Annotated in this window: 22 protein-coding genes; 13 read left to right on the top strand and 9 right to left on the bottom strand. The window is 69.2% G+C overall.

The features are described from left to right. The first annotated feature begins 11 nt into the window (after positions 1–11). From ahpF to E0E30_RS10230, 3 genes are all read left to right on the top strand, one after another. Positions 12–1,577: an alkyl hydroperoxide reductase subunit F gene (gene ahpF, locus E0E30_RS10220; protein WP_130866182.1), complete on the top strand. Its 1,566-nt coding sequence runs from the start codon at positions 12–14 to the stop codon at positions 1,575–1,577. A gap of 5 nt (positions 1,578–1,582) precedes the next feature. Then, complete coding sequence (locus E0E30_RS10225) at positions 1,583–2,503, top strand: LysR substrate-binding domain-containing protein (RefSeq protein ID WP_130866183.1); 921 nt, start codon at positions 1,583–1,585, stop codon at positions 2,501–2,503. A 191-nt stretch (positions 2,504–2,694) separates the two neighbouring features. Further along, the gene (locus tag E0E30_RS10230; RefSeq protein WP_130866184.1) at positions 2,695–3,351 is read left to right on the top strand and encodes a trypsin-like serine protease; all 657 of its coding nucleotides are present in this window, start codon (positions 2,695–2,697) and stop codon (positions 3,349–3,351) included. 94 nt (positions 3,352–3,445) lie between these two features. Here E0E30_RS10230 and purB read toward each other — a convergent pair whose 3' ends face one another. The 5 genes from purB to E0E30_RS10255 all read right to left on the bottom strand — a co-directional run bounded on the left by purB (position 3,446) and on the right by E0E30_RS10255 (position 9,182). Continuing rightward, positions 3,446–4,879 (bottom strand): adenylosuccinate lyase, encoded by a 1,434-nt coding sequence (gene purB, locus E0E30_RS10235; RefSeq protein ID WP_130866185.1) that lies wholly within the window; start codon positions 4,877–4,879, stop codon positions 3,446–3,448. Next, complete coding sequence (gene purD / locus E0E30_RS10240) at positions 4,876–6,192, bottom strand: phosphoribosylamine--glycine ligase (RefSeq protein ID WP_130866854.1); 1,317 nt, start codon at positions 6,190–6,192, stop codon at positions 4,876–4,878. The genes purB and purD overlap by 4 nt, the downstream gene beginning before the upstream one ends. A 106-nt stretch (positions 6,193–6,298) precedes the next feature. Next, on the bottom strand, positions 6,299–7,585 hold the full coding sequence (locus tag E0E30_RS10245; RefSeq protein WP_130866186.1) for an adenylosuccinate synthase: 1,287 nt from the start codon (positions 7,583–7,585) through the stop codon (positions 6,299–6,301). Positions 7,586–7,644: 59 nt separating this feature from the next. After that, positions 7,645–8,517, bottom strand: a complete 873-nt coding sequence (locus tag E0E30_RS10250; RefSeq protein ID WP_130866187.1) for a GNAT family N-acetyltransferase — start codon at positions 8,515–8,517, stop codon at positions 7,645–7,647. Positions 8,518–8,753: 236 nt separating this feature from the next. After that, a complete protein-coding gene (locus E0E30_RS10255) occupies positions 8,754–9,182 on the bottom strand; it encodes a DUF3151 family protein (protein WP_130866188.1) in 429 nt (142 codons plus the stop codon). Positions 9,183–9,295: 113 nt separating this feature from the next. Between E0E30_RS10255 and typA the strand changes: the two genes are divergently transcribed. Together typA and E0E30_RS13660 are read left to right on the top strand one after the other, a co-directional pair. Beyond that, positions 9,296–11,158 (top strand): translational GTPase TypA, encoded by a 1,863-nt coding sequence (gene typA, locus E0E30_RS10260; RefSeq protein ID WP_130866189.1) that lies wholly within the window; start codon positions 9,296–9,298, stop codon positions 11,156–11,158. Positions 11,159–11,485: 327 nt separating this feature from the next. Then, positions 11,486–12,775 carry a L,D-transpeptidase family protein gene (locus tag E0E30_RS13660; RefSeq protein ID WP_245306568.1) on the top strand — a complete coding sequence of 430 codons (1,290 nt, stop codon included), beginning with the start codon at positions 11,486–11,488 and terminating at the stop codon, positions 12,773–12,775. A gap of 84 nt (positions 12,776–12,859) precedes the next feature. On the opposite strand, the gene E0E30_RS10270 is transcribed toward E0E30_RS13660, so the two are convergent. The 3 genes from E0E30_RS10270 to E0E30_RS10280 form a co-directional block, all read right to left on the bottom strand. Next, a complete protein-coding gene (locus tag E0E30_RS10270; RefSeq protein ID WP_245306569.1) occupies positions 12,860–14,248 on the bottom strand; it encodes a sugar transferase in 1,389 nt (462 codons plus the stop codon). Between the two features lie 77 nt (positions 14,249–14,325). Then, on the bottom strand, positions 14,326–15,300 hold the full coding sequence (gene ygfZ / locus E0E30_RS10275) for a CAF17-like 4Fe-4S cluster assembly/insertion protein YgfZ (RefSeq protein ID WP_245306570.1): 975 nt from the start codon (positions 15,298–15,300) through the stop codon (positions 14,326–14,328). A gap of 1 nt (position 15,301) precedes the next feature. Beyond that, positions 15,302–15,802, bottom strand: a complete 501-nt coding sequence (locus E0E30_RS10280) for a nitrobindin family protein (RefSeq protein WP_130866192.1) — start codon at positions 15,800–15,802, stop codon at positions 15,302–15,304. Positions 15,803–16,029: 227 nt separating this feature from the next. Here E0E30_RS10280 and E0E30_RS13335 point away from each other — a divergent pair, with 227 nt between their 5' ends. Together E0E30_RS13335 and dtd are read left to right on the top strand one after the other, a co-directional pair. Continuing rightward, on the top strand, positions 16,030–16,206 hold the full coding sequence (locus tag E0E30_RS13335) for a hypothetical protein (RefSeq protein WP_167853928.1): 177 nt from the start codon (positions 16,030–16,032) through the stop codon (positions 16,204–16,206). Next, complete coding sequence (dtd, locus tag E0E30_RS10285) at positions 16,203–16,640, top strand: D-aminoacyl-tRNA deacylase (protein WP_130866193.1); 438 nt, start codon at positions 16,203–16,205, stop codon at positions 16,638–16,640. The genes E0E30_RS13335 and dtd overlap by 4 nt, the downstream gene beginning before the upstream one ends. A gap of 8 nt (positions 16,641–16,648) precedes the next feature. Here dtd and E0E30_RS10290 read toward each other — a convergent pair whose 3' ends face one another. Then, positions 16,649–17,518: an NADase-type glycan-binding domain-containing protein gene (locus E0E30_RS10290; RefSeq protein ID WP_130866194.1), complete on the bottom strand. Its 870-nt coding sequence runs from the start codon at positions 17,516–17,518 to the stop codon at positions 16,649–16,651. A 71-nt stretch (positions 17,519–17,589) separates the two neighbouring features. On the opposite strand from E0E30_RS10290, the gene E0E30_RS10295 reads away from it, so the two are divergent. The 6 genes from E0E30_RS10295 to pstA all read left to right on the top strand — a co-directional run bounded on the left by E0E30_RS10295 (position 17,590) and on the right by pstA (position 25,043). Beyond that, positions 17,590–18,297, top strand: a complete 708-nt coding sequence (locus tag E0E30_RS10295; RefSeq protein ID WP_130866195.1) for a winged helix-turn-helix transcriptional regulator — start codon at positions 17,590–17,592, stop codon at positions 18,295–18,297. A gap of 82 nt (positions 18,298–18,379) precedes the next feature. Beyond that, a complete protein-coding gene (locus tag E0E30_RS10300) occupies positions 18,380–20,497 on the top strand; it encodes an RNA degradosome polyphosphate kinase (RefSeq protein WP_411914029.1) in 2,118 nt (705 codons plus the stop codon). A 132-nt stretch (positions 20,498–20,629) separates the two neighbouring features. Next, positions 20,630–21,565 carry an NUDIX hydrolase gene (locus E0E30_RS10305; protein ID WP_130866197.1) on the top strand — a complete coding sequence of 312 codons (936 nt, stop codon included), beginning with the start codon at positions 20,630–20,632 and terminating at the stop codon, positions 21,563–21,565. A gap of 233 nt (positions 21,566–21,798) precedes the next feature. Further along, positions 21,799–22,992 carry a phosphate ABC transporter substrate-binding protein PstS gene (gene pstS, locus E0E30_RS10310; RefSeq protein ID WP_130866198.1) on the top strand — a complete coding sequence of 398 codons (1,194 nt, stop codon included), beginning with the start codon at positions 21,799–21,801 and terminating at the stop codon, positions 22,990–22,992. Between the two features lie 198 nt (positions 22,993–23,190). After that, positions 23,191–24,144: a phosphate ABC transporter permease subunit PstC gene (gene pstC / locus E0E30_RS10315; protein ID WP_130866856.1), complete on the top strand. Its 954-nt coding sequence runs from the start codon at positions 23,191–23,193 to the stop codon at positions 24,142–24,144. Beyond that, positions 24,141–25,043, top strand: coding sequence for a phosphate ABC transporter permease PstA (gene pstA, locus E0E30_RS10320; RefSeq protein WP_130866199.1), 903 nt, complete (start codon positions 24,141–24,143; stop codon positions 25,041–25,043). The genes pstC and pstA overlap by 4 nt, the downstream gene beginning before the upstream one ends. Positions 25,044–25,051 lie beyond the last annotated feature (8 nt).

The following is a 25,051-nucleotide window of genomic DNA, read 5'->3' on the forward strand; positions in this document are numbered from 1 at the left end:
ACAGGAACACCATGCTCGACGCCAACCTCACCGGACAGCTGCGCAGCTACCTCGACCTCGTCACCGAACCCGTGGTCCTCGTCCCCTCCCCCTACCGGGGCGACGAGACCGCGCTCACCTCCCGCTCGCACCAGATGGACGAGCTGCTCGGGGAGATCGCGGCCCTCTCGGACAAGGTGAGCGTCGGCGAGCCGGTGACGGACCGGTACGAACCCTCGTTCGCGATCACCCGCCCGGGCACCGACATCGCGGTGCGCTTCGCAGGGCTGCCCATGGGTCACGAGTTCACGTCCCTGGTGCTGGCGCTGCTCCAGGTCGGCGGCCACGGGATCAAGGAGGACCCCGCCCTCCTCGAGGCCGTGGCCAGGGTCAAGGGCCACCACGAGTTCACGACCTACATGTCGCTCACCTGCGTCAACTGCCCGACCGTCGTCCAGGCCCTCAACGCCATGAGCGTCATCAACCCCGGCATCCGGCACACCGCCGTCGAGGGGTCGACGTTCCGCGAGGAGGTCGAGGCCAAGGCCATCCAGTCGGTCCCGGCGATCTTCCTCGACGGTCAGGAGTGGGGATCGGGCCGCATGACGATGGCCGAGATCCTCGAGAAGCTCGACTCGACCGCCGCCGCATCGGCCCGTGAGGACCTGTCGGCGAGGGATCCCTACGACGTCCTCGTCGTCGGCGCCGGTCCGGCCGGGGCCGCCGCTGCCGTCTACGCAGCCCGCAAGGGCATCCGCACCGGGGTGGTCGGCGAGCGGGTCGGCGGCCAGGTGCTCGACACCGAGGACATCGAGAACCTCGTCTCGGTGCCGCACACCACCGGGCCCGCCCTGGCGAGCGCCCTGGCGTCGCACATGGGGCGCTACGACATCGACCTCATCGACCACCAGGTCGCCACCGGCCTGGAGTCCGCCGATGGCGGCACGACGATCGTCCACACCAGGGACGGGGACCTGCGCGCCCGAGCCGTCATCCTGGCGACCGGAGCCCGCTGGCGCCACCTCGGCGTGCCCGGCGAGGAGGCGTACCGCACCAAGGGCGTCACCTACTGCCCGCACTGCGACGGGCCCCTCTTCAAGGGCCGTCGGGTCGCCGTCGTCGGGGGCGGCAACTCCGGGATCGAGGCCGCCATCGATCTGGCGGGGGTGGCCGAGCACGTCACCGTCGTCGAGTTCCTCGACGACCTCAAGGCCGACGAGGTGCTCCTGCGCACCCTGCGTGGACTCGACAACGTCGACGTCGTCACCGGGGCGCGAACGACGCGGATCGACGGCGACGGGGCGTCGGTCACCGGTCTGACCTACGAGGACCGCACGAGCGGGCAGGAGCACACCATCGAGTTGTCCGGGGTCTTCGTCCAGATCGGCCTCCTCCCCAACACCGAATGGCTCGGTGACACCGTCGAACTGACCGAACGGGGCGAGATCGTCGTCGACGACCACGGTGCGACGTCGCTGCCCGGGGTGTTCGCCGCCGGCGACTGCACCTGTGCCCCGTACAAGCAGATCATCATCTCGATGGGTTCGGGGGCGACCGCCGCACTCGGCGCCTTCGACCACCTCATCAGGCAGAATTGAGGTCCATGAACCTGCGCGACCTCGGCTATCTCGTGGCCCTGGCCGACACACGGCACTTCGGCCGGGCCGCAGCCTCCTGCGGCGTGAGCCAACCCACCCTGTCCTCCCAGATCCGCCGGCTCGAGGCGGACCTGGGAGCCCCCTTGGTGCGGCGCGACGGCGGGGTCGACCTCACTGCCCTGGGCCAGCGGGTCGTCGAGTCGGCCCGGACCATGCTCGCCCTCGCCGACGACATCCGTGACATGGCGCGAGCCCAGAAGGGCTACGGCGGCGACCCCGTGCGCGTGGGGATCTTCCCCACCCTCGCCCCCTTCCTCATCGGACACCTCTTCTCCGGGGCGAAGGCACGCCACCCGGGTCTGCGCCTGGCCGTCGTCGAGGAGAAGACGGCAGGGCTCCTCACGGCCCTGAGTCAACGCCGCATCGACGTCGCCCTCCTGGCCTCCCGGGTGCCCGCGCCCTTCGTCGGCGTGCCGGTGTTCCGTGAGGAATTCGTGCTGGCCACCCCGGCTGGGTCCGCGCTGTCCCGGGGCGGCCCGGTCGAGCCGTCGTCACTGGCCGGCGTCGACCTGCTCCTCATGAGCGAGGGACACTGCCTGCGCGACCAGACCCTCGACCTCTGCTCGACCACCGGGGCCTCCTGCCGGGTTGACATGTCGGCGGCGAGCATCGGGACCCTGCGCGAACTCGTCGCGGCCGGGTCGGGGCCGGCCCTCCTGCCCAGGCTCGCGGTGAGTGGACCCATCCCCGACGATCCCCGCGTCGTCCTGCGGGAGTTCACCGAGCCGCGACCCCACCGTGACGTCCAACTCGTGGCGAGGCCAGCTGTCCTCGAGCGCGTCGAGGTCCAGAACGTCCTCGACGTGTGCCGTCATCTGCCGACCGATCTGGTCAGCCCCTGCATCGCGCAGTCCCCGTCCGCCTGAACCGGTGACCGGCGGCGGGATGACGCCCTCGACCTCCCGACCCGTCGCGAGGAGGCACCGGGTCGTGCCGGACGGGCACCCCGGGGAACCCACATCCTGCCTTGTCGACGCGCACATCCGGTGACACTGGCCATCAGCGGGGACATCGTGCTCCTTCTTATTGAGAATCGTTCTCATTAAGAAGGAGCACGATGAAGAAGTCAGTCGCAACCCTCGCCGTGGCCGCCGCACTCGCCGCGCCGCTGGCCGTCTCGGCCCCGGCCCACGCCGCCGAGGGTGGACAGCGGGCCGACAACCCCGGCCTGGTCTCCCTCGTCGACTCCGAGGGCAGGCACCAGTGCACCGCCGTGCTCGTCAACGAGTCGTGGGCCCTCACGTGGTCCGACACCGCCCGGTGCGGGTCGTCGTCCACCGTCAGGGACGCGAGCGGCCACACCACCGGTGTCGTCGAGCGTCGCTACAACGTCGCCCGCGACGGCGTCACCCACACCGATCCGACGAAGTCCCAGGCGATGCTCGTGCGTCTGGCCCAGCCCCTGGCCGGCACCCGGGTCGCGCAGCTGTCGACCGAGGCCCCCAGGGCCGGGGAGAAGCTCACCATCGCGGCCTTCAACGATCGCGCCGCCACCTCGGTCGGCCACTCGCCGGTGACCATCGAGGGCCATCACGGCTGGATCAGCTGGTTCGACGCCCCCTCGGCCATGACCTTGGAACACTCGGACGCCGGCGCCGCACTCCTGCGCGGTGACAAGGTCGTCGGATTCCTCGGCCTGGCCCAGCACGACGGTGGGGACGCCGAGGACATCGCCAACGTGAGCTCGTGGGTCGACTCGGTCGTCCATTCCTGAGGCCCATCCGCCTGCGACGATCATCGTCGGATCCTGCCCCGGGCCGCAGCAGCGGCCCGGGGCAGGATCCGTCAGCGGTGCGGACCCTCCCGGTTCACAGCACCATGCCGGGTTCGTAGGTGGCCGCCTCCGGATGGTCGGCGACGATGTCCTCGACCTTGGCCAGCAGGGCCTCGACCTGGTCCCGGGCGGCCCCGGTCAGCTCGAGCGGCTCGGAGACCAGCTCGGCGAGCTCCTCGGCCGTCAACGGAATGCGCGGGTCGGCACCGAGACGGTCGTACAGGTCGTTGTCGCTGCGTCCGGTCTCCCTCATGTCGAGGGCGACGGCCACCGCGTGCTCCTTGATGGCCTCGTGGGCGTCCTCCCGACCGACGCCGGCCCGCACGCAGGCCATGAGGATCTTCGTCGTCGTGAGGAAGGGCAGGTATCGCTCGAGCTCGGCACCGATGACCGCCGGGAAGGCCCCGAACTCCGACAACACGGTGAGGAAGGTCTCGAACATGCCGTCGATGGCGTAGAAGGCGTCCGGCAGGGCCACCCGACGCACCACGGAGCAGGAGACGTCGCCCTCGTTCCACTGCACCCCGGCGAGGCCCTCGACCATGGTGAGGTACCCGCGCAGGACGACGAGGAAGCCGTTGACCCGCTCGCAGGACCGTGCGTTCATCTTGTGTGGCATCGCCGAGGACCCCACCTGACCGGGCCTGAACCCCTCGGTGACGAGTTCGTTGCCGGCCATGAGCCGGATCGACGTCGCCAGGTTGCTCGGGCCCGAGGCCACCTGGACGAGGGTGGACACGACCTCGAAGTCGAGGGAACGCGGGTAGATCTGACCGGTCGAGGTGAGCACCTTGTTGAACCCGAGCTGATCGGCGACACGGCGCTCCAGCTCGTCGAGCTTGGTGGCGTCCCCCCCGAGCAGGTCGAGCATGTCCTGGCTCGTGCCCATGGGGCCCTTGATGCCACGAGCCGGGTAGCGGTCGATGAGCTCGGTGAGGTGGTCCCAGCCCACGAGCATCTCGTCGATCGTCGTCGCGAAGCGCTTGCCGAGGGTCGTCACCTGGGCGGGGACGTTGTGCGAGCGTCCTGCGATGGGCTGGTCGCTGAAGCGCACGGCCAGCCGCGACAGGGCCACCAGGGTCGCCACCATGCGGTCACGGACCAGTCGCAGGGAGGCGAGCACCTGGGCCTGTTCGATGTTCTCGGTGAGGTCCCGGCTCGTCATCCCCTTGTGGATGTGCTCGTGACCGGCCAGGGCGTTGAACTCCTCGATCCTCGCCTTGACGTCGTGCCGCAGCTGGACCTCGCGTTCGGCGATGGAGTCGAGGTCGATGTCCTCGATGACGTCGCGGTAGTCGGCGATGACCTGCTCGGGGTCGTCGTCACCGAATCCGACGCCGAGGTCGGCCTGGGCCTCCATGATCGCCACCCACAGCCGGCGTTCGGCCATGATCTTGTTCTCCGGACCCCAGATGGCCCGCATCTGCGAGGAGGCGTACCGGGTCGCCAGGACGTTGGGTGCACTCATGAGTTCTCCTTGTCGGTACCGACGCAGGTCGGGTCGGGGCTCGAGGTGTCGTGGAGACCGGCACGGGCCTGCTCCTCTGCCGCCCTCAGCGCGATGTCGTGGCGGTGGAAGCCGCCGGGAAGGTCGATCCGGGCCAGCCGCTCGTAGGACTCCTGTCGAGCACCGGCGAGGGTCTCCCCGTGTCCCAGGACGACGAGCACCCGTCCGCCGGACGACGTCATCCGGCCGTCGACGAGCCTCGTACCGGCATGGAGGACGTCCGGGTCGCCCGGTTCCAGGCCGGTGAGCGCCCGACCGGTGACCGGGCAGGCCGGGTAGCCCTCGGAGGCCAGGACGACGCCGACCGCGAATCCGGAGCGGACCCGCAGACCCTCAACCCCGCTGAGATCGCCTCGCGCGGCGGCGCGCAGGATCGACGCCAGGGGCGAGTCGACGAGGGAGAGGAGGGGTTCGGTCTCGGGGTCGCCGAAACGGACGTTGAACTCGACGACCTTGGGGCCCGAACTCGTGAGCGCCAGTCCGACGTAGAGCAGTCCGACGAAGGGCGTCCCGCGGTCCTGCATCTGCGCCAGGGTCGGGGCGATGACCGTCCGGGACACCTCGTCGACGAGGTTCTCGGGGGCCCAGGGCAGCGGGGTGTAGGCCCCCATGCCACCGGTGTTGGGGCCGGTGTCGCCGTCCCCGACCCGCTTGAAGTCCTGGGCGGGCGGCATGGGCAGGGCATGGTGCCCGTCGCAGATGGCGAAGAGGCTCACCTCGGGGCCGTCGAGGAACTCCTCGACGACGACCCGGTGGCCCGACTCCAGGCAGTCTCGGGCGTGGTCGAGGGCGGCCTGTCGATCCGCGGTGACGACGACCCCCTTGCCGGCGGCCAGACCGTCGTCCTTGATGACGTGGGGTGCCCCGAAGGTGTCGAGGGCGGCGGCGACCTCGTCGAGGGTCGTGCAGGTCCGCGAATCCGCGGTGGGCACTCCGGCCGACGCCATGACCTCCTTGGCGAAGGCCTTGGAACCCTCGAGCCGGGCGGCCGCGGCGCTCGGGCCGAAGCAGTCGATCCCGGCGGCGCGCAGGTCGTCGGCCACGCCGGCGACGAGCGGGGCCTCGGGTCCGACGACGACGAGGTCGGCGCCGATGCTCCGGGCGAGGTCGACCACGGCGGCGCCATCGGTGGGATCGACCGGATGGTTGGTCGCGAAGGCAGCGGTGCCCGGATTCCCCGGAGCCACGTGGACCTGCCCCACCGCAGGATCGCGGGAACATGCCAGGGCGAGGGCATGTTCGCGACCGCCGGAACCGAGCACGAGAACTGTCATCTGGGCCACGGGTCCAAGACTAGAGGTTCCCGGTGACAGGTTCGCGGGCATGTCATCGGGGGTCCGCCGGCCAGGGGAGCCCGTCGTATTCCTGTCGGAACGATCTTCAGTCGATGAGGTCGTGGATCGCCACCGACTGCTCCCGGCCGGGCCCCACCCCGATGCCCGAGATCCGGCACCCCACGAGCTCCTCGAGCCGGTCGACGTAGGCCCGGCAGGCGGACGGCAGATCCGACAGGGTGCGCGCCCCCGAGATGTCCTCGGTCCACCCCTCGAGGTACTCGTAGACCGGCTTGGCATGGTGGAACTGCGACTGGGTGAGCGGCATGACATCGGTCCGTTCGCCGTCGACCTCGTAGGCCACGCAGACCGGGATCCGTTCGATCCCGGTGAGGACGTCGAGCTTGGTGAGGAAGAGGTCGGTCGTCGCGTTTACGCTCACCGCCTGCTCGACGACGAGGGCGTCGAACCAGCCGCAGCGACGCGGTCGCCCGGTGGTGGCACCGAACTCCCCGCCTGCCTGACGGAGCATCTCGCCGTCGGCGTCGAGCAGCTCGGTCGGGAAGGGACCCTCGCCGACGCGCGTCGTGTAGGCCTTGGCGATCCCGATGACCCGGTCGATCCGGGTGGGTCCGACGCCGGTGCCGGTGCACGCGCCGCCGGCGATGGGGCTCGACGACGTGACGTAGGGGTAGGTGCCGAAGTCGATGTCGAGGTGGTGGGCCTGGGCCCCCTCGAAGAGGACGACCTTGCCCTCGTCGAGGGCCGAGTTGAGCAGCCGGGAGGTGTCGACGACGTGCCCGTGCAACCGCTCGGCGTGGGCCAGCAGCCCCTCGATGATCTGCTCGGCGTCGATGGCGCGGCGGTTGTAGATCTTCACCAGGGTTTGGTTCTTGCGCTCGAGGGCCGCCTCGACCTTCTGGCGCAGGATCGACTCGTCGAAGAGGTCCTGGACGCGGATCCCGATCCGGTTGATCTTGTCGGAGTAGGCCGGCCCGATGCCACGCCCGGTGGTGCCGATGCGTCGCTTCCCGAGGAACCGCTCGGTCACCCGGTCGATGGTCTGGTGGTAAGGGGTGATGATGTGGGCGTTGGCGCTGATGAGCGGATGTGGCACCTCGACCCCGCGCTCGATGAGGGCGTCGAGCTCGGAGTGGAAGACGTCGAGGTCGATGACGACCCCGTTGCCGAGGACGGCCGTGGAGTTGGGGTTGAGGATGCCGGCCGGAAGGAGGTGCATGACGAACTTGTCGTCCCCGACGACGACGGTGTGACCTGCGTTGTTGCCGCCGGAGTAGCGCACGCAGTAGTCGACCCGCTCGGCGATCTGGTCGGTGGCCTTGCCCTTGCCCTCGTCACCCCATTGAGCTCCCATGACGATGATCCCAGGCATGTTGTCCTCGTTTCCTCGATGATCGGCCGGCCCGACCACACCGGGCCAACTTTACGGGCTCAGGCTGTCGTGCCATCCAGCGGTACGGGTATCTCGAGCAGGTGGAGTCGGGCTCCGTCCAGCGGGAGACGTGCGGCGAGGGGGCCGAAGTGCGGGTCGGACTCGTGACCGTCGAAGGCGAGGCGGTGCAGCCCCCGGCGCCGGGCGTCGGCGACCACCCAGGACACCGCCCGCGCGAGCGCGTCGTCGCCCTCCGGGGCGTCGCGGGTGATCGTCTCGGCGCAGACCGTCGGGGCACCCTCGTCGTCGAAGAGGAACGCGGCCGCCACCGGTTCCCCCTCGAGGAGGGCCACCCCGGTGTGGTCGAGGTCGAGCTCGCCGGCCTCGGCGCGCACGGCCTCGTGGGCCTCCGTCGAGTCGTCCACCGGCGACCACGGCTCGTGGATCCACGTATAGCACTGCTCCCACAGGTTCTCGGCCGCCCCCGGGCTGAGCGTCGATGCGGGGACGACGTCGCGGGCCCGGCCGAGGGTCTCGACGACCTTGACGAAGTGCCGCGAGGAGAGCTCCAGGGGAGGGCAGACGGCATAGGAGGTCGCGCCCAGGGAGCGGAGGAACTCATGGGCGTCGGACTCCTCGATGGCCTTGGTGGCCAGGGGCCGGTCCGACCGTTCGGCGATCTGGGTGAGCAGCCTGGTCCCGATGCGGTGGCCGCGGGAGTCCGGCGCGACCTGGACGTCGAAGAACCGGCGGGTGCGATGGACCACCGCCAGCCACGACACGGCGTACCCGACGATGTCGCCACGCCACACGGCGATGCGGGCCATGGACCCGGGACGGTCCATCCGTTCGGCGAGGTCACCGGGCCCGCCGAAGCCGATGGCCGTGACGTCCCGCGGTTGGAAATCCCTGAACTCGACGTGCTCGGTCATGGTGGCTCCTCGTCTCGGTCCCCGTCGCCGTCGACGGGAGGTCTGCCCTCATTGTCGTGCATCCGGCGGGCACCGACACGATTCCCCGCGCAAGTCGGCCCAGGTGGGGTCAGGGCCGGCCCATGGAACGTGCCGCGGGGAATCGTGGCGGTCGCAGGCCGGGACGGCCCCCGGGGCACGTCCCGAGGGGGACGGTGAGGGAGCCGGACCGGCGGACGCGTGACCCGGGGGGGACCTCAGTCGGCCAGATCGGGGGCCAGGGACCTTCGTTCGGCACGAACCCGCTCGGCACGATCGACGTCCCCGAGGCGGGTCGACGCCTCGGCGAGGGCGGCGAGGCACCTCAGGAGGCCACTGTTGACCTCATCACCCCAGACGATCCGATCCCCGGCGGTCCACCCGGCCGCCCGAAGGGCCTCGATCCCCAGCGCCCGGCCCGTCATGGCATGGGAGTACGCCGCGACATCGGCCTGCGGGGTCCGGGCCAGCAGGGATCCCTCGGCCAGGATCGCCCACGCCAGGGGGGAGTCGAGATGGCGACGCAGCACCGCCGGGAAGTCGGTCCGGCCGTGACGGGCCAGGTCCTCGATCGCCGGATCCCGAGGAGCTCTGGTGCCCTCGCGTTCGACGGCGCTGATGCGGGAGCCCTCGTGTCGTTCGGCCATGGCCCCACCCTATGACCCCAGGTCATCGACGGTCCCGGCGGCCGGTGATGGCCTAGACTGGACGGCGGTCCGCCCTCGGACCGTCCCCTCCCCCGATCAGACCGGAGTCCTGCATGCCCGTCCGCACAGACCTGCGCAACATCGCCATCGTGGCCCACGTCGACCACGGCAAGACCACCCTCGTGGACGCGATGCTCTGGCAGTCGGGAGCCTTCCGTGAGGGAGCCGAGGTCGAGAACCGCGTCATGGACTCGATGGACCTCGAGCGCGAGAAGGGGATCACCATCCTCGCCAAGAACACCGCCGTCACCCACCGGATGAGCGACGGCGAGGAGATCACCCTCAACATCATCGACACCCCCGGGCACGCCGACTTCGGCGGCGAGGTGGAGCGTGGTCTCGAGATGGTCGACGGCGTCATCCTCCTCGTCGACGCCTCCGAGGGCCCCCTGCCGCAGACCCGCTTCGTGCTGCGCAAGGCCTTGGCCAAGAAACTGCCCCTCATCCTCGTCATCAACAAGGTCGACCGGCCCGACGCCCGGATCGACGAGGTCATCGAGGAGACCTACGACCTCTTCATGGACCTGTCGGACGACGACGACGCCTCCCTCCTCGACGTCCCGGTCGTCTACGCCTCGGCCAAGGCCGGACGGGCGTCCATGACCAAGCCCGCCGACGGCGCCATGCCCGACTCCCCCGACCTCCAGCCCCTCTTCGACTGCATCCTCGAGCACATCCCGGCCCCCTCCTACGAGGAGGGCGGGGTGCTGCGTGCCCACGTGACGAACCTCGACGCATCCCCCTACCTCGGCCGCCTGGCCCTGTGCCGGATCGTCTCGGGGACCCTTCGCAAGGGCGAGATGGTGGCCTGGTGCAAGCGTGACGGGTCGGTCGAGAACGTCCGCCTCTCCGAACTGCTCATCACCAAGGCCCTCGAGCGGATCCCCGCCGAGTCGGCCGGCCCCGGCGACATCGTCGCCATCGCGGGCATCCCCCAGATCACCATCGGCGAGACCCTGAGCGACCCGGACAACCCCCAGCCGCTGCCGCTCATCCATGTCGACGAGCCGAGCATGGCCATGACCTTCGGCATCAACACCTCGCCGCTGTCGGGGCGTTCCGGGGACAAGCTCACCGCCCGCCTGCTCAAGGCGCGGCTCGACCAGGAGCTCATCGGCAACGTCTCGATCCGCGTCAACCCGACCGACCGACCCGACCAGTGGGAGGTCCAGGGGCGTGGCGAACTCCAGCTCACCGTCCTCGTCGAGCTCATGCGCCGCGAGGGCTTCGAGCTCACCGTCGGCAAGCCGCAGGTCGTCACCAAGCAGATCGACGGCAAGCTCCACGAGCCCTTCGAGCGGGTCACGGTCGACGCCCCCGAGGAGTTCATGGGCACCGTCACCCAGATGATGGGCCTGCGCAAGGGCCAGATGATGCACATGGTCAACCACGGCTCGGGCTGGGTGCGCATGGAGTTCCTCGTGCCGGCCCGAGGCCTCATCGGATTCCGCACCGAGTTCCTCACCCAGACCCGCGGCCAGGGGATCATGAACCAGGTCTTCGACGCCTACCAGCCCTGGGTCGGTGAGCTGCGCACCCGCCAGACCGGCTCCATGGTCGCCGACCGGCAGGGGGTCGTCACGAGCTATGCCCTCTTCAACCTCCAGGAGCGCGGGACGATGTTCGTCTCCCCCGGCGAGGACACCTACGAGGGGATGGTCGTCGGCGAGAACTCCCGGCCCGACGACATGGACGTCAACCCCACCAAGGAGAAGCACCTCACCAACGTGCGGTCGTCGACCGGTGACGAGCTCGAGCGACTCATCCCGGCCACGAAGATGTCGATGGAGCAGCAGCTCGAGTTCTGCCGTGAGGACGAGTGCCTCGAGGTGACGCCGAGCGTCGTGCGCATCCGCAAGGTCGAGCTCAACGCCCACGAGCGCGCCAAGACCCGGGTCCGCAACAAGCAGGCCTGAGCCGACGGACGGATCGGCCACGGTCGACCACGGATGGTGGGGTCCTCAGGAGGGGACCCCACCATCGGTCTGACGAGCGCCGCCGGGGCGTCCCCCATGCGGGGGACCCCAGCATCCGTCTGAGAACTGCTGTCCGAAGGATTAGGAAGTTCTCACCCTCCGCAGAGACTCATGTCTCCCTCGAAACAGCTTCCTGACTAGGAACGATACTCAACAGATGGGCGTGACAAGGAATGTCACCGAGAACCCCCGTCCGGATATGGTGAATCCACTGGTTACCCGGACATGCCTTGCCGGCCCGGCAAGGCCACACGGAAAGGTTCATCCATGCGCACCCCGAGCAGGACGTCGGCCGCCCTGGCTGTGACACTGTCGGCGATCCTCAGCCTCAGCAGCCTGGCCGTGGCCCACGCCGAACCATCGGACTCACCGACTCCCGACCCCACCGCCTCGGCGAGCACCACGGCCCGCACCGGTGCGACCGCCGCTTCGGACGCGACCGGCGGAGCCATGGGACCTGGGTCATCCGCGTCCGCGACGTCGTCAACTCCGACTGAGACGCCGACGCCGACCACCCCCGCCTTCGTGTCACAGATCGTGTATGCGACCAAGGTCGTCGAGGTGCGCTCGAGTGCCAGCTCGACCTCATCGGTCATCGGGACCATGCAGGTCGGCTGGCACGTCGGCACGCGGGGCCCAGCGGCCGGAGCCTGGACGCCGGTGAGCTTCCGTGGCCGGGCAGGATGGCTGCCGAGCAACGCGCTGAGCCTCACCCGCCCGGCCCCCGCCCCGGTGACCCAGATCGTCTATGCGACCCGGAAGGTCGAGGTGCGGTCCATCTCGAGCCTGTCCGGACCGGTCATCGGAACGATGCAGGTCGGCTGGTACGTCGGCACGCGGGGCCCAGCGGTCGGAGCCTGGATGCCGGTGAACTTCCGTGGACAGAACGGTTGGATTCCCACCAACTCCCTGTCGACGTCGAAGCCATCCGCCCCCGCCCCCACGGTCACCAAGCGGATCGTGTGGGCGACGACCACCGTCAACGTCCGATCGGCGGCATCGACCTCCTCCTCCGTCCTGGGCCAACTCCAGCGCGGCTGGTACGTCGGCACCCGCGGCAACACCGTGAACGGCTGGGTCCCCGTGACCTACCGGGGCCGCAGTGGCTGGGTTTCCTCACAGTACGTGTCGACCAGCTACATCGCCCCGACGTCATCCCTCCCGTCCCCGAGCACCGCGCCGGTCAAGATCGACTCGCGGTGCAGGACCGGCAGGGCGGTCTGCATCAACAAGTCCGAGCGCAAGCTGCGACTGCTCAACGGTGGCAAGGTGCTCATCACCCTGGACGCCCGCTTCGGCGACGAGAACAACCCGACCCGCGAGGGCCAGTTCACGATCTACTGGAAGAACAAGGACCACGTCTCGACCCTCTACGGCTCGAAGATGCCCTACGCCATGTTCTTCAGCGGTGGTGAGGCCATCCACTACTCCTCGGACTTCGCGGCCCGGGGCTACGCCGGCAACTCCCACGGTTGCGTCAACATCCGCTCCTGGAGCGGCATCCAGTACCTGTGGAACAACGTCCCGGTCGGTACCAAGGTCGTCGTCTACCACTGATCCGAGCGTTCACGAGCACGGGAGGGGCCTCGCACGCGGGTGCGGGGCCCCTCCCGTCTCCCGTGTCCGGGCCGGCGACGTCCGTCAGGACAGGTGCTGCACTCCCGCCGGGAGGGTGACGTCGTCACCGGGCTCCTCGGTCTCGTCGACCCCCCGGCTCGACACCTTGTCGAAGAGGATCTTCACGGTCTGGATGAGGATCTTGACGTCGAGCACCAGGGTGTACTGCTTGATGTAGATGAGGTCGAAGTTGAGCTTGGCGGCGAAGTCGGAGGCGTACTTCCCGTACACCTGCGCATACCCGGTGATCCCGGCCCGGACGTTGTGTCGCAGGGCGTAGTGGGCGTTCTGCTCCTGGAACTGGTCGACGAAGAACGGCCGCTCCGGGCGCGGTCCGACCATCGACATGTCCCCGACGAGGACATTGATGAGCTGGGGGATCTCGTCGATGCGCAGGCTGCGCAGGTACTTGCCGACCGGGGTGACGCGCGGATCGTTCGAGGTGGCGAGCATCGGGCCGGAGTCCTTCTCGGCGGTGACCCCCATGGACCGGAACTTGAGGATGCTGAACTCGCGCCCACCCTTGGTGATGCGCGTCTGCTTGTAGAACACCGGTCCGGGCGAGGTCGCCTTGACGAGGATCGCCGTGACGAGCATGACCGGGGAGGCGATGATGAGGCCGATGAGGGCGACGAGGATGTCGAAGAACCGCTTGACGAGGTCGAGCTCGGCCGGGATCTTGAACGGGCTGGCCGCGATGATGGCCTCGTCCTCGATGCTCATGATGGTCGGGTTGACCAGGAGGAGGTGCTCGAAGCTCGTCGACAGGAAGATCTCCTTGTCCTCGCGCAGCAGCAGGTCGTAGATGGCGGTCCGTTCCTGGGCGCCGATGGCGTCGGAGACGTGGGCGATGTCGAACTCGTCGAGGTGGCTGCGGATGTGCTCGAGGTAGTGCCCGTCGACGACATGGGTGAGCCGGTGCCGACGGCTGCGGTTGCCCAGGTAGTTGATGACCGCACGGCTCAGCATCGGCGCCGGACCGACGACCATGACCCGCTTGACCCCGCGGAATCGCCGATAGGCGATGAACTCGACGAGCCGCCACACCATGAGCAGGGCGATGCTCACCGCCAGGTTGATGAGCAGCACCGACCGTGGGAACGCGAACCAACGTCCCATGAAGGTCAGGGCCATGATGAGGAGGGTGACGAGCACCTGGTCGACGACCGTGATGATGCCGACATCGAGGATCGTCTTGTTGTAGAGGACGTAGATGCCCGACAGGACGTTGACGACGAGGAAACCCAGGACGCTCATGAGCATCGCGGCCTTGGCGTCGTCGAGATTGCGCGCCGGGATGGTGAACCCGAACCGCAGGTAGAACGACAGGTACAGACCGACGACGAAGACGACGACGTCCACCAGGGCCGTCAGCAGCTTCTGGGTGCGGCTGAAGTCAACCTTCGACGACACGCGACAACTCCTCCCGTGACCCCGGTCCGACCGGGGCGCCCGCGACATGCGCGGTCATGTTCAGCAGATGGGCCTGTTCACAGTATCGGCCTGACGTGCAAGCCGACCCGGGGATCGACCAGCGGCTCCTGGGATGCGGCTCGACCGTCCACCTGGAGGACGGCGTCGACCGGCGTGGCGCGACGCAGCAGCGCCAGCCCCACGGGGCCGAGGTCGTGATGGAGACCGACGGTCCCCAGGGCCCCGACCACCCTCTCCCCGAGGGTGACCGGACCGGGTTGGGGCAGGTCACCGGGGGATCCGTCGATGAGCAGGAGGGTGAGACGCCGCGGCGGGCGCCCGAGGTTGTGAACCCTCGCGACCGTCTCCTGACCCCGGTAACACCCCTTGTCAAGGTGGGTCCCGTAGAGGCCGATCTCGTTGGGGATGGTCCTGTCGTCGGTGTCGGGGCCGATTCTCGGCACCCCGGCGGCGATGCGCAGGGCCTCCCAGGCGCGCACCCCGACCTGGCTCGTCGCGCCGAGCAGTGACGTCGTGCCTCCCGCCTTGGTGAGGAGGGACGACAGCGCGTCACGCGGCACGAGGAGCTCGGTCCCCCCGGCGACCTCGGAGTCCAACCGGACGGCGTCGACCCCGGAGCGGTCGACCTCACGCCCGATCCACAGCACCGTGAGGTCCTCACGGGCCCGGACCTCGACCCGGAGCAGGAACCGCATGGAGTCGAGCCAGGCCACGAGCTCGGCCAGCCTGCCGGCCTCGGTCCACGCCCAGGTCGTCGTGCCGTCGTCGACCAGGTGCAGGACGTGCTCGACGTGACCGGTCGGCGACAGGACGAGGGTGGTCGTCGTCACGCCGGGGACCAGTGCCTCGAGCGCCTGACTGGTGATCGAGTGCAACCAGGTGAGCCGATCAGGTCCGCTCACCGTGAGCACTCCGCGGTTGGCCAGGACCAGGGCACCACCGCCCGACTCCATGAGCCGCTGTTCGGCGATCGGGTTGACGATGTGGGAGACGAGGCCGGCGTCCGGCCCGTCCTCGAGCAGGACGGTCACCTCAGGCCCTCGTCAGCTGGGCCCACATGTAGGGCTGGAGTCCCTGGCCCTCGACGGCGCGGTCGAAGGTCCACAGGAGGTTCGAGTTCACCTGACCGTAGAGCCGCTGACCCGCGGTGTAGTCGACGCCGGCGTCGTCGGCCCGCACGACGGTGTCGGTGCGCAGCTCGATCCGCGCCCCGTCGATCGACCCCGACCACAGCTCGGACCATCCCTCCTGGGCGCACATGACGACGGTGAGGGAGCGGTCGTCGACCTTCGGCCGCCAGAATCCGGTCTCCATCCGCAGCGGCGCCGCCGGGGTGCCGTCGGGGTTCTTGGTGAAGGCCTGGCAGAAGTAGTGGAGGAAGTCGCCGCCGTTCTCGGTGAAGTCGACCTGGCACCCGAACTCGAAATCGGTTCCGTCGGCCTCGGTGCCGTGTCCGTCGCCCTCCCAGTGGCCGATCATCCAGGCCAGGGGCATGAGGTCGCGGTGCAGGTCGTCGGGGATGTGGAAGGCCATGGGTCCTCTGTCGGTCGAAGGGTCAGCGTCGACCATCAAGGATCGTCCGGACCACCCACCACAGGAGGGCCGCGGTGCAGCCCAGGCAGGCCGCCACGAGGAGGACGAGATCGGTCATGGCCATTGCGCCAGTCTAGTGGATCGCCGGGGACACGACCCCGCACGCACGTCCTCGACCCGGCCTACCATCGGAACATCCATGCCGCAGCCGGACCCGAGGAGTCATCATGTGCCATCGCATCACCTGCCCCCTGTGCGGGCGACCGAGCTGGGAGGGGTGCGGCCGCCACGTCGAGGACGCCCTGGCCGGCGTCGCCCGGGCCGACCGCTGCCCGGGCCACGACCCCGGCGAGTACGCCAGGGCCCACGTGCCGGCCCCGATGCAGGGCGACGGTCGCCCGTGAGGGTCGTCGTCCAGCGCGCCCGGCAGGCCCGGGTCGAGGTCGACGGCGAGGTCGTCGGGGCCCTGCCCTCCCCCGGCCTCGTCGTCCTCGTGGGAATCACCGACACCGACACCCCGGCCGATGTCGAGAAAGTCGCGGCGAAGGTGTGGGGCCTGCGGATCCTCGAGGAGGAGCGCAGCGCCTCCGACATCGGGGCCCCGATCCTCGTCGTGAGCCAGTTCACGCTCTACGCGAGCACGCGCAAGGGCCGGCGTCCGTCCTGGAGCGCAGCGGCTCGCGGACCGGTCTCCGAGCCGCTCGTCGAGCACTTCGCGGACCACCTGCGCACCCTGGGAGCGCACGTGGAGACCGGCATCTTCGGCGCCGACATGCTGGTGCACCTCGTCAACGAGGGCCCCATGACGATCCTCATCGACTCCGACCGCTGGGAGTGAGCCTCGTCTCAGGACGCCGCCAGCACCTGCACGGACGAGATGAGGACGGCGTCCCTGGTCGGCTCGCCGGGACGCCCGGGCTGGCTCGAGGAGATGATCGTCATGAGGATCGGCCCGCGCACGACCACCGGACGGATCATGACGGTCTGCATGGTCTCGATGTCGTCGGTGAGGTCCTGGGTGAACCACGATCCGTCGGGCATCGACCAGCGCACCTTGAGCACCCGTCGGTACTGCCGGTAGAGGTCCTGGTCGCCGACCGTCTTGGAGTACCCGTTGACCAGTCCGACGCCGACGACCTTCGTGCCCTGCGGGACCGTGAGGGTGATGCGCTGGCCGGTGGCCGACCCGTCGCACCGCCACGCGGTGTCCTCCTTGCCGTCGACGAGGTTGCTCGCCTCGTAGCTCACGAGGCCCCCTCCGCTGCCGGGCTGCGGGTCCGCCGTGCACGACGCCGTCGCCGTCATCCCGGTGACCGGGTGGCTTGCTCCCTGCCATGGCGCCTCCCCGGCCGAGGACGCCGGGCCGGCGGCCGGCTGGTCGAGGGCCACGGACGGAACGGAGCTGAGGACGGAGTTGTGCACGAGGGTGCCGGCCGCCAGACCGACGGCCAGCGCCAACGCGACCCACAGCACCCACACCGGGACGTGCCGGCGACGTCGCGGACGGGACACGCTCGGGGCGGCCACGGAACTGCCGATGACGACGCTGGCCCCGTGCTCGTCGAGGTCGATCCTCATCCGGCCGGTCGTCTCCGGGTCGCGTGCCGTCCCCTCGGTGGCCACGGTCGGCGGCGTCGACACCTCCTCCTGCCGCCCCTCACCGGACACCTCGTCCTCGGTGGGGCGGAACCAGTCGTCGGGAAGGTTCGTCGCCACGGGTCGATGGTACCGACCCCGCCATCCGCCCACCGGACCATCGAGGTCGGGTGGGGGGTTCCTGCGGCACAATGATCGACGAGGACCCGACGACTCGACGGGCCCGCGGCAGGTTGGACCGGAAGGGGGACGCCGTGGCGAGGATCGCCTTCTTCGGCCCGGCGGACGCCGCCCCCGCCGAGTCCTTCGAGCTGCTGCCCCACGAGATGACCCGGTGGACCGACATCGAGGACTGCCTGGCCCATCTCGACATGACCGACGTCGTCGTCGTCGACTGCCGTACCGAACCGGCCCGGGCCAGGGAGGCATGTCTGCGGCTGGCGGCCCACGAACCCCGGGTGCCGCTGCTCCTGCTCGCCTCGGCCGGGACGATGTCGGTGCTCACCCCGCAGTGGGGCGCCGACGACTTCATCGTCGAGGGGGCCTCGGCCCTCGAGGCCGACACCCGGGTGAGGTTCCTCCTGTCCAACGCGGACGACGGCCTCATCTGCGCCGGCCCCTTCGTCGTCAACGAGGACGAGTACACCGCCTCGGTGGGTGGACACGACCTCGACCTCACGTACACCGAGTTCGAGCTGCTCAAGTTCCTCGTCGGCCACCCGGGCCGGGTCCTCACCCGCGAGGTCCTCCTGTCCGAGGTGTGGGGCTACGACTACTACGGCGGCACCCGGACCGTCGACGTCCACATCCGCCGCCTGCGGGCGAAGATCGGACCGGAGTACGAGGCGCACATCCACACCGTGAGATCGGTCGGGTACCGGTTCCAGGTGCAACGCTGAGGCATGACTTCCCCCTCGCCGGGCGGCCCTCGTCCGGTAGATTGTGCGGGTGCGGTCACACCCCTCGACCGCCTCAGGAGCGATGCACATGGCCAGGAAGACGGCGCCCACGACGACCGCCGAGGAGACGACCGACAGCGGCCTTCCGCGCGACCGGTACAGCGACCGTGAACTGTCCTGGCTGGCCTTCAACGAGCGTGTCCTCGATCTGGCCAGTGATGCCGAGCGCATCCCGCTGCTCGAACGTGCGAAGTTCCTGGCCATCTTCTCGTCCAACCTCGACGAGTTCTTCATGGTGCGGGTGGCCGGGCTCAAGCGTCGCATCGCCGCCGGGGTCGCCGTGCCGACGGTCACCGGACGGATGCCGCGAGACCTGCACGAGTCGATCCTCGATCGCACCCATGAACTCGTGGCCGAACAGGCCCGCGTCTTCAACGACGACGTCCGCCCGGCGCTGGCCGCCGAGGGCATCCACATCCTCACCTGGTCGGGCCTCGACGAGGACGAGAAACAGCGGATGAGCACCCTCTTCGCCGAGCGGGTCTTCCCGGTCCTCACCCCGCTGGCGGTCGACCCGTCCCACCCCTTCCCGTACATCCGGGGCCTGTCGATCAACCTCGCCGTCATGCTGCGCAATCCCATGACCGGGGTCGAGCAGTTCGCCCGGGTCAAGGTGCCCTCCGTGCTGCCTCGTCTCGTGCCCCTGGGCCGGGGCCGGTTCCTGCCGCTGGAGGAGGTCATCAGCCGTCACCTCGACCAGCTCTTCACCGGGATGCACGTCCTGCAGCACACGACCTTCCGCGTCACCCGCAACGAGGACCTCGAGGTCGAGGAGGACGACGCCGAGAACCTCCTCTTCGCCCTGGAGAAGGAGCTGCTGCGTCGCAAGGTCGGACGTCCGCCGGTTCGTCTCGAGGTGGAGGACGACATCCAGGCCGACATGCTCGACCTGCTCATGCGCGAGCTCGACATCACCGAGCACGAGGTCTTCAAGCTGCCCGCGCCTCTCGACCTCACCGGCCTCTTCGCCCTGGGTGACGTCGACCGGGACGACCTCAGCTATCCCAATTTCCTGCCCATCACCCATCCGCACCTGGCGGAGGTCGAGACTGCCCGGCCGGCCGACATGTTCGCGGCCATCCGGCGTCGGGACGTCCTCGTCCACCACCCCTACGACTCCTTCGCCACGAGCGTCCAGAGGTTCATCGAGCAGGCTGCGGCCGACCCCCAGGTCCTGGCCATCAAGCAGACCCTCTACCGCACCTCGGGCGACTCCCCCATCATCGACGCCCTCGTCGAGGCCGCCGAGGCGGGCAAGCAGGTGCTGGCCGTCGTCGAGATCAAGGCGCGATTCGACGAGCAGGCGAACATCGCCTGGGCACGTGTCCTCGAACGCGCCGGGGTGCACGTCGTCTACGGCATGGTCGGCCTCAAGACGCACTGCAAGCTCTCGCTGGTCATCCGGGACGAGGGGGACGGACTGCGCCGCTACGCCCACGTCGGAACCGGCAACTACAACCCCAAGACGGCGCGGCAGTACGAGGACCTGGGGCTGCTCACGAGCAACCCCATCATCACCGACGACGTCGCCCGCCTCTTCAACCACCTGTCGGGGATGACCGCCGAGAAGCGGTACCGGCGTCTGCTCGTGGCCCCCGACGGGATCCGCTCGGGGATCATCGAGGCCATCGAGTCCGAGATCGCCCACCACGCCGCCGGCCGACCGGCCCGCATCCGGATCAAGGTCAACTCGATCGTCGACGAGCGCGTCATCGACGCCCTCTACCGGGCCTCAGCGGCCGGGGTCCCGGTGGACCTGTGGGTCCGCGGCATCTGCGCCATCAAGGCGGGCGTGCCGGGGTTGTCCGAGAACATCCGGGTGCGCTCGATCCTCGGGCGCTTCCTCGAGCACTCGCGGATCTTCTGGTTCGAGAACGCCGGGACGCCGGTCGTGGCCATCGGCTCGGCCGACCTCATGCACCGCAACCTCGACCGGCGGGTCGAGACCCTCGTCGGGCTGTCGAACCGGGCCCACGTGGCCGAGATCGACGACCTGTTCAACCTGGCCTTCGACCCGTCGACGGTGTCCTGGCAACTCACCGGGGACACGTGGGCCCAGGTGTCGCGGGACGCCGAGGGCCACCTGCTCACCGACATGCAGGAGGAGCTCATCCGACGCACCCGGGACCGTCGGAAATGACACCGGCCATCCCGCGACGGGAGGAGCAGTAGTCATGCCGCGACGGGAGGAGCAGTAGTCATGCCGCGACGGGAGGAGCAGTAGTCATGCCGCGACGGGAGGAGCAGTAGTCATGCCGCGACGGGAGGAGCCATGAGCCAACGCGGCCCCATCCAGGCTGCCGGGGCGGTTGTGCTGCGCACCGGCCCGGACGGCCGCCGCCTCGTGCTGGCGGTGCACCGGCCCCGCTACGACGACCTCACCCTCCCCAAGGGGAAGATCGAGTCGGGCGAGGTCCTGGCGCACACCGCGGTGCGCGAGGTCGGCGAGGAGACCGGGCTGCGGGTACGGCTGGGGGCGAGCCTGCAACCGATCGAGTACTCGGTGCCACGTCAGGGCCCCAAGGTCGTCCGATGGTGGGTCGGCCACGAGGTCGACGGCACCCCCGACGAGCCGGACGGGCAGTCCACGGATGCCCGGGACACGGGCGGGGAGGTCGACGCCGTCGTCTGGGTGCCGGTCGACGCGGCCCCGGATCGATTGAGCCACGGCACCGAGGTGCAGGTCCTCGAGGAGGCCCTTGCCCTGCCGACGACCGCCACCGTCATCCTGGCGCGTCATGCCAAGGCGATGAGCCGAAAGGACTGGGTGTCCCGGGGCAACGGCGCGGCGGACGCCCTGCGCCCCCTCGACCGGCGCGGACGGCGTCAGGCCCGCGAGTTGGCCCAGCTCCTCGACGCCTACGGGGTCCGACGACTCGTGAGTTCCACCTCGACCCGGTGCCTGGAGACCCTCGAACCCTATGCCGACCTCACCGGGCTCGAGGTGGAGTCGCGGGAGGAGTTCAGCGAGGAGAGCCACAGCCTCGACCCGCGCAGCACGGCCCGGGCGATGGACCGGATCATCGGCGAGGCCATCGTCGACCCCTCCGGACCGGTGGCGATCTGCGGACACCGGCCGGTGCTGCCGCTCATGCGCGACCTCCTCACCGCCGGCAAGCATCCGATGTCGACGGCCGAGTGTCTCGTCGTCCACCTCGACGAGCGCGGGGTGGCGGTCCGCCAGGAGTGGGTGGTCTCGCCGGTCTGAGACCTCTCGCGCTCCACCTCCCCTCTGTGCGAAATGTCACAACAGCGGCGCCCTGCCGGCGGCTCGGGACCGCACGAATCGGCCAGGAATCGGACTGTGAACGCCTTGTTCACCCTGCGTTCATCTTCGTGGGGCCGTCCGTACACATCGGTCTCCTAGCGTGTGCTCTGCACGAGGTCCGCGCAGGCGGCCTCGACGCGGAAATCCTGTTCCCCGATCTTCAAGGAATTCCTGTGACGAACCGTCTCGCCAAGATCACCGCCCTCGCCGCCGTCGGCGCCCTCGCCCTCACCGCCTGTGGCTCCAACTCGAGCAACTCCGGCTCCACCCCTTCCGCCTCCGACAGCGCCTCGGCGATGGCCACCTCCTCGGCCTCCTCGATGGACTCGAGCTCGGCCAGCGCCTCGACCGATTCCAGCTCGTCCGCCATGGGCGCCGACTACAAGCCCACCTGCCCCGGCGGCAGCATCTCCGGCGGCGGCTCGTCCGCTCAGGCCAATGCCATCAACGAGGTCATCAAGGACTACCTGGCCGCCTGCTCCGGCGCCAAGATCAACTACTCGGTGACCGGCTCGGGCGCCGGCATCCAGGCCTTCATCGGCAAGCAGACCGACTTCGCCGGCTCCGACTCGGCCCTCAGCGCCGACAAGGGTGAGGTCGCCAAGGCCAAGGCCCGTTGCGGTGGCAACGACGCCTGGCACCTGCCGCTGGCCGCCGGCCCGATCGCCGTCATCTACAACCTCGACGGCGTCGACAAGCTCACCCTGACGAGCGAGACCCTCGCCAAGATCTTCGCCGGCAAGATCACCAAGTGGGACGATGCCGAGATCAAGAAGGAGAACCCCAGCGCCACGCTGCCCTCCGCCGCGATCTCCGTCTTCTACCGTTCGGACGAGTCGGGCACCACCGACAACTTCACGAACTACCTCAACAAGGCCGCCGGCGACGTCTGGACCGAGAAGCACTCGAAGTCCTGGAAGGGCACCGGCAAGGGTGCCGACAAGTCGGCCGGTGTCTCCCAGGCCGTCAAGTCGACCAAGAACTCGATCTCGTACACCGAGTGGAGCTACGCCACCAAGAACAGCCTGTCGATGGCCGCCATCGACAACGGCAACGGTGCGGTCGAGCTCACCGGCGAGACCGCTGGCAAGGCCGTGAGCGCCGCCAAGGCCGCTGGCGAGGGCAACGACCTCAAGCTCGACCTGCAGTACAAGGACACCCCGGCCGGCGTCTACCCCGCCGTCCTGGTGACCTACGAGATCGTCTGCTCGAAGGGCCTCGACTCGGCCAAGACGGCGCTCATCAAGGACTTCATGTCCTTCTACGCCTCCTCGACCGAGCAGAAGAAGATCCAGGAGCTCGGCTACGCCCCGCTGCCGTCCGACGTCTCCCAGAAGGTCCTCACCTCCGCTCAGGCCCTCTCCTGACGTCACGACGTCCTTGCCACTGACGTCTCCCTGAGGCGGGAGGGCGAACGGTTCGGGTTCGCCCTCCCGCCCCTTGCGGTTCCAGGAAGGATGCACATGGTTCCCCCCGCCAACCAGCCCGACGCCGTCAGCCCCCGGCGTTCCTCCAGCGCGGCACCCGAGACCTCCGGATCGAGGCCCTCGAGCGCCGTCGCGCAGATGAAACCCGTCTCGCGGGTGGGCGACCGAGTCTTCTCGGGCTTGTCCTCGACGATCGCGATTCTCCTGGCCGTCCTCGTCCTCGTCATCTTCGCCTTCCTCATCTGGCGCGCCGTCCCGGCCCTCAGTGATGACAGCGTCAACTTCTTCACCAGTCGGCAGTGGGTCACCGACGAGTCGCCGCTCCAGTTCGGCATCCAGGCCCTGCTGTGGACGACGGTCATCTCGTCGATCCTCGCTCTCCTCGTCGCCGTGCCCCTGGCCATCGGCATCGCCCTGTTCATCACCCAGCTCGCCCCGAAGAAGCTCGCCGGCCCGGTGGCCTTCGTCGTCGACCTGCTGGCCGCCGTCCCCTCGATCGTCTACGGCCTGTGGGGCGGCGTCGTCCTCGGTTCCTCGGGAGTCGTGCGCTGGATCCGCGACATCATCACCGGCGCCCTGGGCTGGATCCCCCTGTTCAAGCCCGTCGACGGCTGGGCCGACCCGACCGGCACGATCTTCCTGGCCTCCCAGGTGCTGGCCATCATGATCCTGCCCATCATCACGGCCGTGAGCCGCGACGTCATGTTGCAGACCCCGCGCGACCAGATCGAGGCCGCCATGGCCCTCGGGTCGACGCGCTGGGAGGTCATCAGGCTGGCGGTCCTGCCGCACTCCAAGTCGGGCATCATCTCCGGTTCGATGCTCGGTCTGGGTCGTGCCCTCGGTGAGACCCTGGCCGTCACCCTCATCCTCCAGACGATCAGCCCGATGCAGCTGGTCCAGAAGCTCGACCTGTCGATCTTCACCGGTGGTGAGACCTTCGCCTCGAAGATCGCCCGCGACTTCTCGGAGGCGACGAACGATCCGAAGGCCCTGGGAGCCCTCGTGGCCTCGGCCCTGTCGCTCTTCGTCATCACCTTCATCGTCAATGCCGCGGCCCGGCTGATCGCGGAGAGAGGGGTCAAGCGATGAGTGCCCCCACCACACCCGAGAACGGCACCCTCGACCTGACTCGTCCCTCCGGGATCCGCACCACCAAGAGCGCCCTCGCCTCCGGGTTCATGGTCTTCGCGACGGCTCTGGCCGTCATCCCCCTCGTGTGGCTGTTGTGGTCGGCCCTGAGCAAGGGGTTCAAGGCCCTCCTGCACGTCACCTGGTGGACCAACACCATGGATCCCGCCCTCGACTCCGCCAAGCAGGGAGCCATCCACGCCATCGTCGGAACCCTCGAGATCGGCCTCATCACCTCGGTCATCTCGATCCCCATCGCCCTGCTCACGGCCATCTACCTCGTCGAGTACGCCCGCGGCACGAGGACCGCCAGGATCATCAGCTTCTCGGTCGACGTCCTCACCGGCGTCCCGTCGATCGTCGCGGCCCTCTTCGTCTTCGCCGTGGTCGTGACGACCCTGCGCGGCACCCAGTCGGCCTGGGCGGCGTCCCTGGCCCTCATGATCCTCATGGTGCCGACCGTCCTGCGGTCGACCGAGGAGATGCTCAAGCTCGTGCCCGACTCCTTGCGCGAGGCCTCCTACGCCCTCGGCGTGCCCAAGTGGAAGACGATCATGAACGTCGTCCTGCCGACCTCGGTGTCCGGCATCCTCACCGGCATCGTCCTGGGCCTGGCCCGAGTCATGGGCGAGACCGCCCCGCTCATCGTGCTGCTGCAGTACAACACGAACTTCACCGCCAACCCCGACGTCCCCAACTTCGCGACGATCCCCACGATCATCACGGATGCGTACACCCGAGGAGGAGTGGACACCCCCTCCGTCTGGGGTGCCGCGGTGACCCTCATCATCCTCGTCATGGGACTCAACCTCATCGCCCGAGCTATCTCTCGCCGGTACCTGCGCCGGATGGGCAAGTGACACGAAAG

Origin of the sequence: Acidipropionibacterium timonense, assembly GCF_900605005.1 — a bacterium.
Lineage (GTDB): Bacteria > Actinomycetota > Actinomycetes > Propionibacteriales > Propionibacteriaceae > Cutibacterium > Cutibacterium timonense.